This is a genomic window from Nocardia sp. XZ_19_369 (genome assembly GCF_015355715.1).
Lineage (GTDB): Bacteria > Actinomycetota > Actinomycetes > Mycobacteriales > Mycobacteriaceae > Nocardia.
This window is the reverse complement of sequence record NZ_JACVED010000003.1, coordinates 517,567-531,676: the sequence shown is the minus strand read 5'-3', so window position 1 is coordinate 531,676 and position 14,110 is coordinate 517,567. Positions and strand designations below refer to the sequence as shown.

Below are 14,110 nucleotides of genomic sequence, written 5' to 3'. Positions count from 1 at the left end.
CGCGATCGGTAGTCTGGGGGGCATAAGAACTTATCCGCTACTACGAACGAAGACTTCGGGGTCCGACAGCCATGACCGGCAATCGCCAAGCACAACGCGCCTTCGACGCCGGAATTCTGTCGCTCGGACTGTCCATCGAAGGGCAGGAATCCGCGCGCGACCTCGAGTACGCGAAACTGGCCTTCCAGCGCGCCACCGAGTGGGACCCCACCATGTGCGACGCGTGGCTCGGCCGCGCGGCCGCCGGTGAGCTCACCAAGGACGTCTTGTTCAACATGCACAAGACCAGCACCAGCACGCTGTACCGGGAGCAGCGCAGGCTCGGACTGCGGCCGCGTGAGCTCGCGGGCCGGTTCCTGCCCGGCCTCTACATCGACTACCCGCTGGCCAGCTACACCGAGATCTGGCTCGCCTGGGCCGCGCAACTGATCACGGACAAGGAGTACGACGAGGCCGAGCGGGTGCTCAACGACCTCGACGCGCACCGCAGGTCCCAGCTGAGCGACCCGGATCGCGAGATCGACAACCGCATCTGCGCTTATGTGCGCGGCGTGCTGCACTACAACACCCAGCGCTGGCCCGATGTGATGACGGTGCTGGCCGGGTCGGCCGAGTGGGACGACCCGTATCTCGCGGCCGGTGCGAACGTCATGGTCGGCACTGCGTGCGCGCAGCTCGGCTTGTTCGGTGAGGCGATCCGGCGGATGGAACAGGCCGAGGCGGGCCCGATTCCGGCGGCCCGGTCCACCGCCATGTTCTGCCGCGGCCTGTGCCTGCGCGAATCCGGCAACGAAGAAGTAGCGCAGGGCCTGTTCGAGAAGGTGTATTCGCAGGCACCGGATTTCGAGGCGAACACCACCGCGATGCGCGACCGCACCTACCGGATCAGCGTCACCTCCCGGGAAACGATCGACGCCCGCACCGACAAGTGGGATGCGGCCTCCGCGCCGTCGATGAAGCAGCTCGAGCAGGCCGAGACCGAAGACCGGGCCAAGAAGATCCTGGCCGAGGCCCGCGCCGAACTGGACTCCCAGATCGGTTTGACCTCGGTGAAGACCCAGGTGGCCAAGCTCCAGTCGAGCGCGCAGATGGCGAAGATTCGCGCCGAGAAGGGCCTGGCCGCCGGGGCGCGCGGTCAGCACCTGGCCTTCACCGGTCCGCCCGGCACCGGCAAGACCACCATTGCCCGCGTGGTCGCCAAGATCTATTGCGGCGTCGGCATCTTGAAGACCGACAAGGTGGTCGAGGCCAAGCGCGTCGACTTCGTCGCCCAGCACCTCGGCGGCACCGCGGTGAAGTCCGAGGCGCTGATCGACAGCGCGATGGACGGCGTGCTGTTCATCGACGAGGCCTACACCCTGATCCAGACCGGTCTGCAAGGCGGCGACTCGTTCGGCCGTGAGGCCGTCGACACCCTGCTGGCCCGGATGGAGAACGACCGCGACCGGCTGGTGGTGATCATCGCCGGATACGACGGCGAGATCGATCGCCTGCTCGCCGCCAACGACGGTCTGGCATCCCGGTTCTCCAAGCGGGTGCAGTTCCCGTCCTACACACCCGACGAGCTCGGTGAGATCGGCAAGGTCATCGCGCATAAGCGGGACTCCCAGCTGTCCGACGAGGCGCACGAACTGCTCGTCAAGGCCTGCACCCAGCTGTACTCGATGCAGAGCACCGACCAGAGCGGTCAGCCGCGCCGCGGCGTCGACCTCGCGGGTAACGGCCGGTTCATCCGCAACGTCATCGAGGCCGCCGAGGAAGAGCGCGAGTTCCGCCTGGCCAACGACGAGACGCTGGACCTGGCCAACATCGACGAGTCGATGCTGATGCGCATCGAGGCCCCGGATATGCACACCGCGCTCACGGGCATTCTCGCCTCGCTGAACGTCGGCTTCACCGGCTGACCAAGCGCCGCACGGGTCCAGCGCCCATGGGCTGAGCGCTGGCCCTGCCGACTATTGCGGCGGCTCGAGCGGCAGCTGATCGCGTGCCGTGAGCGCTTCCTTCGGGGACAGGTTCGCGCCGGGCACCATCTGGCCGATGATGGCCCAGGGCGCGAGGCGCGGGGTGTCCCCCAGGCCGAGCACGCCGGCGGTCTCCATATCCGGAACGCCGTAGCGGACACCGTTGTCGGCGACGTAGAACAGGCTGCCGCGCCGCGGGCTGCCGGGCCCCATGCCGGTCACCTGAACGAACTCGCCGCTGCCCGGCGGGACGTACACCGCGTCCACCCGGTCGCCGGTTCCGTCGGAGGTGGCCAGCCCAACAGTCTTCGCCTTTTCCGCGATCGGCACGCGCACGCCGGCCAGCAGGGTGATCGAGGCGCGTTCGGCCGGGCCGTCGCCCGCGTCGGCCTTGCGGTTGGCCGGGGCGGTGCCGGGTGTCTTGGACCACGCCACACAGGCCACGGGGGCGTCCTCGGCGTTCAGGATCTTCGGGGTCTCGACCGGAAAGTCGTTGACCGGCAACACATGTACCACCGGCACCCGATCGAGCACGTCCGGCGGCATGGTCGGGATCTCGCTCATCCCGTGCGAGTCGGCGAACCGGATCACCTGCGCGGTGAACGGGCTCACCGGCTGCAGCCCCTCGGCGAGCACGGCGTACAGCTGCGGCTTGCCGTCGCCGACATCGCGCACCGAAATCACGCCGCCCACCGGGATTTTCGACAACGGCCCCGGACCGGGCTGGCCCGCCTGCGGGATCTGCGGGGCCGCGAGCGCGGGGACTTCCGTTGTGGCGCCGAGCATTCCGGTGCCGATCGGGCGCGGGCGGTGCATTGTCAGATTCAGCGCGCGGATCAGCACCGAGTTGGCGGGGTCGACCTCGGCCCGCTTGCCGTCGTAGACCAGGTAGGTCTTGTCGCTGCGCTTCACCAGCAGCGCCTCGTCCTTGGTGACCGTGCGGATCCGATCGCCGAGGGCCGGGCGGCCCGCGATGACGGTGGTGGTGCCGCCGGTGGCCGAGGCCGCGCTGCCGCCCTGCGACAGCGGGATCGTCTCGCACAGCGACCATTCCGACCGGGAGCCCTGCGACGACCCGGGCAGGGCGCTCGGCGCACCGGGGATGCCGACCATCGGGCCGCGCGGCATGCTGTTGAGCTTGCTGTCCTTCACGCCGTGCGGCTCGGCATTGCTGCCGGTGATCAGCCGGGCGGAGGCGAGGTTCAGGACGGGGTGCAGCGTCTTGTTGCCGTTGTCGGACTCCACCACCACATACAGCGCGCCGCTCTGCTTACCCGACACGATCAGCGCGTCACCGATAGCGCCCTGTGGCCGCAGGAAGCTCAGAATGGCCGCACCGGCGATAATAAGTATCCCGAGCACCGCGCCGACCCACAGCGAGCGCACCTGGGACCGCATCGGATCGTGCAGCATCCGCACATCGCGCCGTACCAGCGCGTGATCCAGTCGGCGCAACAGGAATCGGTACCCGTTGACCTGGGCTCGGGTAGTCAGCTGTGCCGGCACAAGGTCTCCATCGAACTGTCGAGAACCATCTTCATCGACACGGTACCGTAATTCCAGGACGGCCCTGAACCGATGAATTCATGGCCCATCGGCGGTGGCCGAACAGGTGGCAGACAGGGACTTACGCGGTGACGACAAGTGTGAACGAGACCAGGCCCGCCGGGGCGGACGAAGCGGAAGGCACCGGCGCCTCGACGCGGAATGCCGACCGGCCCTCGGCCTATGACACCCTGCGCGACCCCGAGTTCTGGCTCTTCCGTATCTATCCGCTGCGGGTGCTCGTTCCGGTGGTGGTGCTGGCCGCGACGCTGGCCTGGATCATCCTCGCCACCACGGAATCGCTGTGGGGCGCGATCGGCGCCGGCGCCGCTTTCGCGGTGCTGCTGCTGATCCCGATGCGGGGCCGCACCCCGGCGGCGCGGATCGGCGGCGCGCTGGCCCGGCGGCGCAGCGGGCTGCGCCCCGCCGACCAGCTGGCCCAGGCGCCCGCCTTCGATGTGCCGTTCAGCGAGGGCGGCGGTTACGGGGTGCGCTGGGACGGCGAGCTGCTGCTCACCATGCTGCGGATCGACCCGCCGCCGGACGCGCTGACGCTGCTTCGCCGCGGTTCGCTCAGCACCGACCAGCTGCTGCCGCTCACCGAGATCGCCCGCTGCCTCGATCAATTCGATCTGACGCTGGCCGGGGTCGACATCGTGAGCACGGGCGCGCGCACGGCGGGCACCGGCATCATCTCGCACCTGTACGACCGCATTCTCGGCCCGCTGCCCGCCATCGCGCACCGCACCCTCTGGCTGGTGCTGCGGCTGGACCCGCTGGCCAACGCCGAGGCGGTGGACAAGCGCGGTGGGGGCGGCACCGGCGCCCTGCGCACCGCGATGATCGCGACTCGCCGGGTGGCGAATCGGCTGGCCGCCCACGACATCGCCACCTCGGTGCTGACCGCCGCCGAAATGAACAGCGCGGTCCGCGAACTCACGCACGGCTTCGAGCTCGATCAGCTCAGCGAATCACCCGGCTCGCTGGAGTATCAGGGCCGCTACCTCACCCACTATCAAATCGGCGCGGACATGGTCGGCCCGCGCGGCCTGGCCGATATCTGGACGGTGCAGAGCCTGTCCACCACGGTGACGCTGCGGCTGCGGCCCGGCGCGCACCGGCACGACACCCGGGCCGACCATGTGGGCACCGTGGTGCTCAATGCCGTGGTCCGGTTCGATACCACCTTCGAGCCGGAGGAGCCGCCGCTGCCCGGCCTGCGTGAGCTGCCGGGTAACCAGCTGCGAATCCTGTTGGACACCTTGCCGATCGGGGCGGCGGGCCGCTGGGGCTCGGACGCCGGGTACCGCGGCACCATCGCCGCGCTCACCGATATCGCGGTGCCGACGGCGGGGTGCGGACAGCTGATCGGCGCCGACGAGCTCGGCCAGGGCATCGCGGTGCCGCTGGTCGGCGAGGGCACCCGGCACCTGGAGGTGATCGGCAACCTGGATCTGGCCCAGCAGGTGATCCTGCGGGCGACCGCGCTCGGCGCGCACGCCATCGTGCACACCGCCCGGCCCGACGCTTGGCACACCATGGTGACCAATCTCGATGCGCCGCAGGTGATCTCGATCGCGCCACGGTCGGCGGGCGCCAGCTATCACGCGCCTGCCGCACCGCCCTTGCCCGCCGCGCCCTACCCGAGCACCACGGTCGTCGTCTTCGACGGCATCGCGCCGACCGCGCACGCGGGTGGCGCCACCATCGTGCATGTGCGCACCCCGGATCAGCCGCCGGCACCGATCGATGCCGACGTCACGTTGGTCCAGGATCCACACGCGCCGAACCGGATCACCGTGCGCACCGCCACGGCGAGCGCGACCGTGTTCATGGTGACCACGCCGGACGAGATGCATTACATCGGCGAATCGCTCGCCGCGCGCTGAGCCGGAAAGCACTGCGCTGAACGGAAGCCCGTAGCGCCGGCCTCGAAAACCGAAACGGCCGACCGGAACTGGATGTCCGGCCGGCCGTCAGGTGACGGACATGTCAGAAAGCGGCGAAACCGTCGCCGACCTTGCCATCGGCCTCGAGCGCACGCTGCAGCGCGTTCTCCACCTGGGCGCCGAGGGCGTCCAGCTTCGTCAGCGTGTCCTCGAGCCCCTCGAGGAGCATCTTGTTCTTCGCGTCGAAACCTGCCTTGGCCTCCGCACCGGCCAGGTTGTCGTGGAAGGCGTTGGCGGCCGAGGTGAAGGAGTCGATCTCGCCCTTCATCTTGCCGCCGTAGTTCTGCAGGTCGTCGTACAGCGCGTTCATGGCTACGGGGTCGTAAAGAATGGTCATCTTTTAATTCCTTCGAGCGATGGATTGTGAAATGGAGTGGAGCAGACCGATCAGGACTGGTCCATGGCCTGGAGCTTGCTCTTGCCATCATTGACGGCCTGGGTGAACAGGTCGAAGCGCTTGTTCAGATCCTCGGCCTCGTCGTGCCATTCCTGCGCTACCTGGACGAACTTGGACGACGCGTCGCCCTTCCAGCCCTTGAGCACATCCTGCGCGGCCTGGTCGATCTCCTTGACCGAGGTGCGGAGGTTGTTGATGGCGGTCTCCAGATCGCCGACGACCCTATCGATTCCGGTGGCTTCGACACCAACAGCCGCGTCCGAGCCGCCGAGTGAGGTGAGTGACATTTCTTTGACCTTTCGTCATATGTGCGGACCGTTCCTAGACAAACGGTCTCGTTGATATCCGAGACAACCGAAGTTGCCACCCGAGTACTACTGAGGCAGCCACCTCCCCCCGGGCAGTCCCTCGATCAACGTGGCGACTGCTTGCGCAACCCGGTGGTCGGTACCTGGCGTGACCGTGGACCAGACCTGCTGATCCGGGGAGACCGTTGGCGCGGCGACGATCCGCCCGCGGGCGGTGTCGTACACGGCGACTGCGCCGGGTGCCCTTCTGGTCACGCCGTCCTCATGGGTGCACGCCACGATTTCGGCGTAGGCGTGCGTTGCGCCGAAGGCGAGCCCCAACTTGGTGGCGTCGCGATCGGGGGCACCCAGGGCATAGAGAGCGTCGGTGAGCTCGCTGGCCGTCGCGGCCGAGTCGAGCCGCTCGGCCAGCTGCGCGGCGGGGACGCTGAAATTGGGGATGTCGGCGGCGGGACACGGATCCATGGCGGCGAGCAGCGGCCGCACCAGATCGGTCGCCGAGCCGTCGGTCCACACCTGGCGCACATCGAAGTCGTCGCCGGAGCGGACGGCGACCGCGTGCGTATGCCCGCGTCGCACCACACAGACTCGGCGCGAACCGTGCTCGGTGTAGATGCGCGCTACCAGTTCCTGCTCCGGCAGCGCCAGCGTGAACAGCGTGACCGCCAGCTCCGCGTCTACTTCACCGTGCGCGTCGATCAGGCCGTCGTCGGTCAGGGTGGCCACCGCATGTTCCTGTGCCCGCTGCCATTCCTCGTACGAATCCTGCTGCGGCCCCACCGATAAGGCCAGTGGCAGGGTCTGCACGCCGATCCGGTCGGCGACGGCGAGCAGCGCGTCGTTGGTCAGCGTGGTCACGGCGCACCGCCGGATTCGGTCCGAGTCTCGGTGGGCGCCTTGGCCACCGGCTCGGTACCGCCGAGCACCGCTGGGGCGGCTTGGATTTCGCCTTCGAGCCCGATCTGGTCGGCCTCACCGGCCAGGCTGGCCCGCGGGAACCTGTTCGAATCCTGGGACGCGCCTGCCGCACCCATCGCACCGGGGGCTACCGGCGCGGACTGGCCGGTCGCGCTCGTCGTGCCGACCTGGCTACTGCGGGCCACCGGCTCGGCGGTCGTGGTGGATTGCGAATACACCGGCGCGCGGTAGGCGGACAGCTCCCGCGGCGGCAAGGCTGGCATCGCGAACGAGCCGATCGGCATGCCCGCGAACCCCGGCATGGACTTCGGCGCGGCAGCCGCTGCCGCGGCCGCGGACTGCTCGGCGATCCACGCCTGTTCCGGCGCGATCTTCGGCGGTTCCTGATGCTGCCACGGCGTCGCCAACGGCTCGGCGGCCGTTTCGTAGCTGCGCATCACCCGCGACGCAACGGCTTTCGCGACGTCTGCTTCCGCTTCGTTGTCCGCGGCAATCGCACGAATCGGTGCGCCGAGCATCGCGCCCACGCTCTCCACCGCCTGCTGCACCTGCTTGATCTTCTCGATCTCTGCTGTGTTCGGCATGGCCAGTCTGGCCACCTCGTACGCGGTGACCTGCGCCTGCAGGCGCGCGGCGTTCGAGCTGGCGGTCGCGGCCGCGTCCACCAGCCATTGGCGCAGGGTGGACACCTTCTCCATGACCTCGCCGCTACGCCCGGACTGCCATGCGCCGCGCAGCGCAGCAAGAACCTGCTCGTATTCGAGCACCGCCGCGCCGAAAACCGTGGCGAGCCGCGCCCATTCGGCGGCTGCCTCAGCCATCGGCAAGGAGCCCGGTCCCGTGGTGAGATCCTGCGCGAGCCGCTCCGGCGGCCGAGCCTCCCACACCACGCCGGTGAACCCAGGCTTCGGTGGTTCGATCATTGCTGCGCTGTGCCTTTCCAAGACAGGCCTTTCCAGTGGACTTCGCCTCAGGCGGACCTGCCGCCCGCGGCGCCGAAGTCCGCGACGCTGTCACTTTCGATCTGGCTGAACTCCTTGGTGTGCATCCGCAACGTGGCCGCCAGCTTTCGCATCTCCTCCACGCTGGCCTGCGCGCTCGCCAGGTACGAGGTGGCGACCTCGTTCCCGGTCTGCGCGGCCCGGCCGGAGACTTCGTCGATTCCAGCAGGCTGGATCGTCAATGCCTCCTCGGCGGCCTGTAGATCCGCGGCCAGTCGATCGGCAAGTACGTCCAGGCCATTCGAGGCCTTCCCTGCCGCGGCAGGGTCGAACTGGACGCTCGCGAATGCGTCCCCTATCCCGTCAGCACCCATGAGATTCTCCTAATCGGTCAGAGCGTGAGTTCTTTGTCCGGCGGCGGTTCCGAAGTGCTGTCGGCCGCGCCGACCACCGGCAACGAGACCCCTTCGATGTGGCCCACCACTTCGTCGCCGTGCTGGCTGGTCACCATCTGGCCGCGCAGCGAATCGCTGGTCGACTCGCCGTCCCTGCCCATTCCGGCCATACCGGCCGCACCCGCACCGGCCATCGGCATCATGCCGCCGCTGCCACCGGTAGTGCCGGCGGTCGACATCGACGCGGGCGCAACGGAACTCGACCCGAGACCACTCAGCCCGCTCAGCGACCCGACCGAGCCGCTCGCGACCCGGGTGCCCTGCCACGGGTTCAACGGAGCGGCAGGTGCGCCGGCAGCAACTCCGGGACCGGGGCCTGCGAACGCACCGGGACCGCCGACACCGGCCGCGCTGGCGGCCGCCGCTTTGGCCTTCTCCTCATCGGAAAGTCCCGTGCCCTCATGGGCTTTCGAGTCGACCGTCTTCGGCGCGCTGAGCGCCGAGCTGGCCTGGGCGAGCTGACCGAGCGACTGTGCGGCCGTGGTCGCGGTGCCGATCAGCGGTGTGACCATGCTCATCAGCTGACTGAGCTGGTCGGCACCGCCGGCACCCGCGACGCCCTTGGGCGCGTTGGTGATCGGGACCTTGGTTCCGGCCTTGGTCATGGTGCCGCTGTGGCCGAGCAGTTCGCCCTTGGTCTTGACGGTGATGCCGATCGCCTCGGCCATCGCCTCGACCGCGGACGCGGCCAGAAACACCTGTCCCGCAGGGGTTGCGGCATACAGCGGCGACGCGGCGAGGATGGCGGAGAACTTCGCCACCACCGCGGACATCAGCCCGGCGCCGGTGAAGACGCTGCCCGCCGCTTCCGTGAGCACGACCTTCTCTTCCATGCTCTGGGCTTCCAGCTTGCCCGCGTCCGCCTGGGCCTCGCCCGCCTTCTTCGCCGCCTCCATCGCGGCCATGCCCTGCCAGACCGACATCGCCGTCTGGATCGCGGACGTGCCGACCTGCATGACGGTTTGCATGACGGTCGAGATGCCGGACAACAGCTGGGTCGGGTCGGGCGCAGGCGCGGGCGCCGCCGCGTTCTGCGAGCCTGCGTTCGCGGGAGCGGGCGCTGGTGCGGGCGCACCCAGCTGTCCGCTGCCGAAGGCCGAGGCCAGGTCGGTCAGCGGTCGCATGAGCGCGGTGAGATCCAGCGGCGGCAGCGGCGGCATCTCCGGCAGCTGGATGAACGACGGCATCTCCGGCAGGTTCGGCAGCCCCATGTTGTGCAGGATGTCGTTCACCGGCTGGTCGAGCATCGGGGCAAGGGCACTGCCGCGCAACAGATCCAGCACGGTCGGATCCAGTGGCTCCGCCCCCGGCGGTGGGATGGCCCCGGGCGTCGTCATGACTGCGAGCTGACCGATCCGATGGCCGCACCCGACGCGCCGTCGGTGACCTCGTAGGTGCTCGCGGCCTGATGCGCGGTCAGCGCGGTGCCCGCGTGCACCGCGGCCAGCTCGGCCACCGAGCTCAGATGGTTCGCCTGCGCGAAAGCGAACGAGGCGAGGAACTCCTGGCCGATCAGGCCGAACACCGGCACGACCGTGGCGATGGTCGCCGCCTGGTCCACCGCGCCCGCCGAGGCGACCCCCGCGGCCATCGCGGCCGAGGCGGAGCCGTAGGCCCGAACCGCATCCGGAACAACTTCAATGTGATTCATGACTGACGTCCAATCCCGTAACCCCACATGGGGTTTCGACAAACCTTACCTATCGGAGCAACACTTCGCTGGCACTGTGTGCGCGTCATCCGGTCACGTCACCGCGCTTTCCTCGTTGTACGCCGTGACCAGCTCGGCGCGCTCGGCGAAGGCGCGATATGCCGCCGCCTGTGCGGTGTCCACCAGTGCCTTCTCGAAGTCGGCCGGCGACAGTTTGGCTATCGCACCGCCGAGGCTCAGCCCGACCAGCGCGCCGTTGCCGTCCACCGAGGCGGTGACCGCCCCGTCCGGTGACGTCTCGGTCGCCAGGATCCCGGCGGTCGCGTCGTTGAGGTCACGCAGCCGGTACATCTGCTTCTGCACCCGCGCGAGCAACTCGTCCATCGTCTCGACCATGACTACCTCCCGAATCCCCGTCCCAGTCAGACTGATCGAAGCCAGCTCTGCGGCTCGGTCTCGTACTCCTGCTCTTCGATGATCTCTTGTCTGGCGACTTCCTGCTCGGTGGGCAGACCGGTCATCGACAACATCTCGGGAGTGAATCCCGCTTCCTTCAGCTGCGCCCGGCGCGCCATCCCGGCCCGATTCGCCGACTGCTTGCACAGCCGCAGGATCTCGGCGGCCAGGGCTTCCGGCGCGCGGCGCAATTGGTCTTGGTCGAGCTTGATGCCCAGTGGCAGACCCTGTTCGGTGGTGCGCACCGCGATAGAGCCGGTGAGCGAGGTCACCGTGAATTCCGTCGGAAACTCCTGCGGCGTATCGCCTTCAGGTGTCGTCATACCCGTCCCCTCCCCTCAGATGGGATCAATAACAGCTTCTCACGCATGTCAACTCCTTATGCGCGATCGTCTTTGATGGCCTTGACCACCTCGGCGATGTGAGAATTGATCAACGCTCCCAACCGTTTGGTGTCCGCGGCAACCACCATGGTCGGATTGCCGGGCATAATGACGTATCTTCCGTCGTCCACCAGATCCCGCCACCGCATATACATGTTGGTGATACCGCGGGGGCCGAATCGGGAATGGCCCTGCTGCACCACAATGGTGCCGTCCAACGTCGCGTCCGCCTTATTGAACGCCTCGCTGCGGCTGTCCACCGCGTCGTCGAAATCCTGGATCTTGGAGCGTCCATAGGAATAGTCGAACTCGTCCGCGGCGCGTGGCTCGACCAGTACGAAATCGGACTGCTTTCCCGCCGGAACTTTCGGCAGCGCGGCGGCCACGGTGTCGCCGAGCGAGAGCACCTCGTGTTCGGTCAGCGTGAAACCTTCGGCGTGCCAGAATGTCCGGCCCGGTTTCTGGGTGATCACGTAGGCGAGGTCACCCTTGCGGGCGGCGAGCATTCTGACCACCCCCTTCGGGTTCCGTGGCTCCTGACCGTCGAGGCCACGCACGATCAACCGGATGTCCGGACGAGCGATCGCGGCCAGGATCTCTTCCAACTCGTGACCCCAGCGCGACCGCACACGCGCCCACGCCTCGTGCATCGCCGCGCGGGCGTCGTCGTAGAACTCGGTCGAACTGGTGTACACGAGCGGTTCCGGCACAAGGTCCGCCTGCGTCGCGTCCCACGCCGCGGCGAACTCGAGGTCGGTGAAATCCCAGGTACGGTTCATTGCTCCACAACAGGTTTGACCACGACCGGCGCCTCACCGATCGCTTCTTCCAGATGCTCGGTGGAATCGAGGAAGTCGGCGCGCTTGTGCTCCTTCGTGTTTCCGGCGGCACCGGGGCCGGGGCCGGGGCCCATGCCCATCCCGGCGTTCGACGCGAGACCCGCACGTGCGCCGGTCGCGGTACCGGTGGTCGTTGCCTCGGCCCGCGGGAACAACTTGGACGCCTTGTCCAGGTTCTCGCCCACGCCGGCCCCCTGCGGTATACCGGGGCCGGGTCCGCCACCAGCGCCTTTCGCCGAGGCTGCGCCCATCGCCTTCTTGGCCTGCTCCTCCAGGTCCTTCAGGCTCGGAATGCCGGGCAATCCAGCCATCCCGGCCTGCTGCGCTGCCTGCTGCATCGCACCGGCCAGTTGCTGCCCCATCTGCTGGGCCGCTTGCGCGAGCTGCTGGCCGATCTGCTGCGCCTGCTGCGCGGCTTGTTGGGCAGCCTGCTGGGCGGCTTGTTGCGCAGCCTGGCGTTGCTGCTCCTGTTCGCGGCGCTGCTGCTCCTCACGCGCCTGCTGCATCTGCGCTTCCATGGCCTTGCGCTGCGCTTCCATCTGCTGGCGCTGCTGCTCGGCCTGCTGCTGCAGTTGCCGCTGCTGATCCTGGGTCTGCTTCTGGGAGGGAACCCCGGGAGGTCCGGGAGGTCCGGGCGGTCCAGGGGGTCCGGGCGGGCCGGGAGGTCCGCCGGGTACCTGGGCCTTCACCGGCGGAATGGGATCGGGCAGCGTCGCGATCACCTGGTCGGCATGCTCGACGCCCGGCACATACGCGCCGTTCATCGCGCGAATGTAGCCCTGGCGACGCACCTCTTCGGCGCGAGTCTTGTGCGCCGCCACCGACTCCGGCGGTTTCAGCGGGACTTCGGTCGCGCTGGCCTGCGACAGACCGACATAGGTGGTGTACAACCATTCCGAAACGTATTCGAGATTGTCACCGACCAGGCCCATATTCGTCATCAGCGAATCGGCACCGTTGCCATAAACAGTCATCGCTTTACGCGCACGGTTCGCGGCACCATCGTCACCGGAGCTGCCGGGACTGCTCCAGGACTGCGACGAGGCCGTCATCTTGTTCGACAGCGTGGTGAACGTCGACTTCAATTCCCCCGCCAGCCAACGCCAATCGGCCGCCGCCTGTGCCAAGACGATGGGGTGGTTGGCCATGGAGGTGATGATTTTTTGATAGTCGTCGTAGGAGAAGCTATTGGGATCGTCGGCGCGCACACCCTTGGGCTCGAATGTCACATCTTTCGGATTCACCAAACTGTTCGGCAGGCCCCAATTTTCCTCGGGCTTCCGCTTTCCTGCTTCATTCCAGTCGGGTTGCTTCGTCTTCGGATTTCCGCTCGCCGTCAGGCGGTCGTTGTTCTCACTCAAACCCGCAGGGCCGGGCCGCGGTGAAAGAGTGTCGTGCAGCTTCGGATTCTTGTGGTCTTTGATCCACTTCTCGAGCTTGTCGAAATCGGCCTTGCCGCCCTCGTCCGCACCGCTGTAAGCCTTGGCCGCCGCGACGAAGGTGTCGTTGAGGTCGTCGAGGATCCTGATGTGGTCATCCAGAATCTGCCCGAGCTCGACACCCTTCTGCGAAAAACGTTTGGCCAGGGCTTCGGCCGACGTCAACAGGTCGGCGAACGGTTTGATGCTGTCGACCCGCGCCACTTCCGCGCGGACCGTCGCCACGCGTACTCGGGCACCGTTAGCCGCGTTCACCAGACCTTCGAGGGCACCCGGCTGCAACTCCAGCACGCCGTTGCGCGCCTCACGGACGAAACCGGCCCAGGGGGACGGCGGGGGTTTTTCCTCAGCCACAGGTCACGCTCCTGGCTAATGCCTGACCACTCATCCGCTTACGCCCTCCTCGTAGCCGCGACAGCCGACGTTTCGAGCACACGTCGGCATCGCAGCCAGTTCCTCTAGCGTGCCAATTCTATGGGTACTAGCGTCGACCCTGCATGTACAGACCCGAATCCTGGTGGCACGCTTGCGTAGAACGCGCCATGACCAGCGGGAATGTCCGGCGCGGGCGACGGCGCTCGATCTTGATCACCCGTCCTGCTCGAACGCGCGCTCGACCGCGGCCTGCCGTGCCGCCGCATTGGAGCCGTCCAGCTGACCCGCGAACGCCGCGCGGGCGGCGGCGACCAGTTGCTCGGGGATGCTGGGATAGGCCTCGGCTATCTCCCACAGCGCTGCCACGGTAGGCACATCGAGACCGGTGTCCGTGGCGACGCCTTCCCCGCCGCGGACCGCGTCGAGCGCCTCGTCGAAACTGTGCCGCAGTTCGTCCTCGGTCGGGTGGTCCAACAGCATGATTCCTCCT

At 67.8% G+C, this 14,110-nt stretch carries 15 protein-coding genes; 2 read left to right on the top strand and 13 right to left on the bottom strand.

Annotated elements, in window-relative coordinates:
* The first annotated feature begins 71 nt into the window (after positions 1 to 71).
* Complete coding sequence (gene eccA / locus IBX18_RS13865) at positions 72 to 1,904, top strand: type VII secretion AAA-ATPase EccA (protein ID WP_194834085.1); 1,833 nt, start codon at positions 72 to 74, stop codon at positions 1,902 to 1,904.
* 51 nt (positions 1,905 to 1,955) lie between these two features.
* Here eccA and eccB read toward each other — a convergent pair whose 3' ends face one another.
* Positions 1,956 to 3,470: a type VII secretion protein EccB gene (gene eccB, locus IBX18_RS13860; RefSeq protein ID WP_194834084.1), complete on the bottom strand. Its 1,515-nt coding sequence runs from the start codon at positions 3,468 to 3,470 to the stop codon at positions 1,956 to 1,958.
* A 128-nt stretch (positions 3,471 to 3,598) separates the two neighbouring features.
* Here eccB and eccE point away from each other — a divergent pair, with 128 nt between their 5' ends.
* A complete protein-coding gene (eccE, locus tag IBX18_RS13855; RefSeq protein ID WP_306796255.1) occupies positions 3,599 to 5,398 on the top strand; it encodes a type VII secretion protein EccE in 1,800 nt (599 codons plus the stop codon).
* 103 nt (positions 5,399 to 5,501) lie between these two features.
* Here eccE and IBX18_RS13850 read toward each other — a convergent pair whose 3' ends face one another.
* The 12 genes from IBX18_RS13850 to IBX18_RS13795 all read right to left on the bottom strand — a co-directional run bounded on the left by IBX18_RS13850 (position 5,502) and on the right by IBX18_RS13795 (position 14,100).
* On the bottom strand, positions 5,502 to 5,795 hold the full coding sequence (locus IBX18_RS13850; RefSeq protein ID WP_107654193.1) for a type VII secretion protein EsxR: 294 nt from the start codon (positions 5,793 to 5,795) through the stop codon (positions 5,502 to 5,504).
* A gap of 50 nt (positions 5,796 to 5,845) precedes the next feature.
* Positions 5,846 to 6,142: a WXG100 family type VII secretion target gene (locus IBX18_RS13845; protein WP_194834082.1), complete on the bottom strand. Its 297-nt coding sequence runs from the start codon at positions 6,140 to 6,142 to the stop codon at positions 5,846 to 5,848.
* Between the two features lie 87 nt (positions 6,143 to 6,229).
* The gene (locus tag IBX18_RS13840; RefSeq protein ID WP_194834081.1) at positions 6,230 to 7,021 is read right to left on the bottom strand and encodes an ESX secretion-associated protein EspG; all 792 of its coding nucleotides are present in this window, start codon (positions 7,019 to 7,021) and stop codon (positions 6,230 to 6,232) included.
* Entirely contained in the window at positions 7,018 to 8,004 is a 987-nt protein-coding gene (locus tag IBX18_RS13835; protein ID WP_194834080.1) for a PPE domain-containing protein, read from the bottom strand. Before IBX18_RS13835 ends, IBX18_RS13840 begins: the two co-directional genes overlap by 4 nt.
* Before the next feature lie 47 nt (positions 8,005 to 8,051).
* Positions 8,052 to 8,396, bottom strand: coding sequence for a PE domain-containing protein (locus IBX18_RS13830; protein ID WP_194834079.1), 345 nt, complete (start codon positions 8,394 to 8,396; stop codon positions 8,052 to 8,054).
* A 17-nt stretch (positions 8,397 to 8,413) separates the two neighbouring features.
* Positions 8,414 to 9,814 carry a hypothetical protein gene (locus IBX18_RS13825; RefSeq protein WP_194834078.1) on the bottom strand — a complete coding sequence of 467 codons (1,401 nt, stop codon included), beginning with the start codon at positions 9,812 to 9,814 and terminating at the stop codon, positions 8,414 to 8,416.
* Positions 9,811 to 10,128: a type VII secretion target gene (locus tag IBX18_RS13820; RefSeq protein ID WP_194834077.1), complete on the bottom strand. Its 318-nt coding sequence runs from the start codon at positions 10,126 to 10,128 to the stop codon at positions 9,811 to 9,813. The genes IBX18_RS13825 and IBX18_RS13820 overlap by 4 nt, the downstream gene beginning before the upstream one ends.
* A 93-nt stretch (positions 10,129 to 10,221) precedes the next feature.
* The gene (locus IBX18_RS13815) at positions 10,222 to 10,524 is read right to left on the bottom strand and encodes a YbaB/EbfC family nucleoid-associated protein (RefSeq protein ID WP_107654186.1); all 303 of its coding nucleotides are present in this window, start codon (positions 10,522 to 10,524) and stop codon (positions 10,222 to 10,224) included.
* Positions 10,525 to 10,550: 26 nt separating this feature from the next.
* Positions 10,551 to 10,907 carry a hypothetical protein gene (locus IBX18_RS13810; RefSeq protein WP_135234829.1) on the bottom strand — a complete coding sequence of 119 codons (357 nt, stop codon included), beginning with the start codon at positions 10,905 to 10,907 and terminating at the stop codon, positions 10,551 to 10,553.
* A gap of 56 nt (positions 10,908 to 10,963) precedes the next feature.
* Positions 10,964 to 11,746, bottom strand: coding sequence for an ESX secretion-associated protein EspG (locus IBX18_RS13805; RefSeq protein WP_194834076.1), 783 nt, complete (start codon positions 11,744 to 11,746; stop codon positions 10,964 to 10,966).
* The gene (locus IBX18_RS13800) at positions 11,743 to 13,599 is read right to left on the bottom strand and encodes a hypothetical protein (protein WP_194834075.1); all 1,857 of its coding nucleotides are present in this window, start codon (positions 13,597 to 13,599) and stop codon (positions 11,743 to 11,745) included. Before IBX18_RS13800 ends, IBX18_RS13805 begins: the two co-directional genes overlap by 4 nt.
* Positions 13,600 to 13,833: 234 nt before the next feature.
* Entirely contained in the window at positions 13,834 to 14,100 is a 267-nt protein-coding gene (locus tag IBX18_RS13795; RefSeq protein ID WP_194834074.1) for a hypothetical protein, read from the bottom strand.
* Positions 14,101 to 14,110: the final 10 nt, after the last annotated feature.

What these genes read in the sequence shown, in the direction of transcription:
- eccA (WP_194834085.1), top strand. Translation starts at nt 72, where the DNA reads ATGACCGGCAATCGCCAAGCACAACGCGCCTTCGACGCCGGAATTCTG.
- IBX18_RS13850 (WP_107654193.1), bottom strand. Translation starts at nt 5,795, where the DNA reads ATGACCATTCTTTACGACCCCGTAGCCATGAACGCGCTGTACGACGAC.
- IBX18_RS13845 (WP_194834082.1), bottom strand. Translation starts at nt 6,142, where the DNA reads ATGTCACTCACCTCACTCGGCGGCTCGGACGCGGCTGTTGGTGTCGAA.
- IBX18_RS13835 (WP_194834080.1), bottom strand. Translation starts at nt 8,004, where the DNA reads ATGATCGAACCACCGAAGCCTGGGTTCACCGGCGTGGTGTGGGAGGCT.
- IBX18_RS13830 (WP_194834079.1), bottom strand. Translation starts at nt 8,396, where the DNA reads ATGGGTGCTGACGGGATAGGGGACGCATTCGCGAGCGTCCAGTTCGAC.
- IBX18_RS13825 (WP_194834078.1), bottom strand. Translation starts at nt 9,814, where the DNA reads ATGACGACGCCCGGGGCCATCCCACCGCCGGGGGCGGAGCCACTGGAT.
- IBX18_RS13820 (WP_194834077.1), bottom strand. Translation starts at nt 10,128, where the DNA reads ATGAATCACATTGAAGTTGTTCCGGATGCGGTTCGGGCCTACGGCTCC.
- IBX18_RS13815 (WP_107654186.1), bottom strand. Translation starts at nt 10,524, where the DNA reads ATGGTCGAGACGATGGACGAGTTGCTCGCGCGGGTGCAGAAGCAGATG.
- IBX18_RS13810 (WP_135234829.1), bottom strand. Translation starts at nt 10,907, where the DNA reads ATGACGACACCTGAAGGCGATACGCCGCAGGAGTTTCCGACGGAATTC.
- IBX18_RS13805 (WP_194834076.1), bottom strand. Translation starts at nt 11,746, where the DNA reads ATGAACCGTACCTGGGATTTCACCGACCTCGAGTTCGCCGCGGCGTGG.
- IBX18_RS13795 (WP_194834074.1), bottom strand. Translation starts at nt 14,100, where the DNA reads ATGCTGTTGGACCACCCGACCGAGGACGAACTGCGGCACAGTTTCGAC.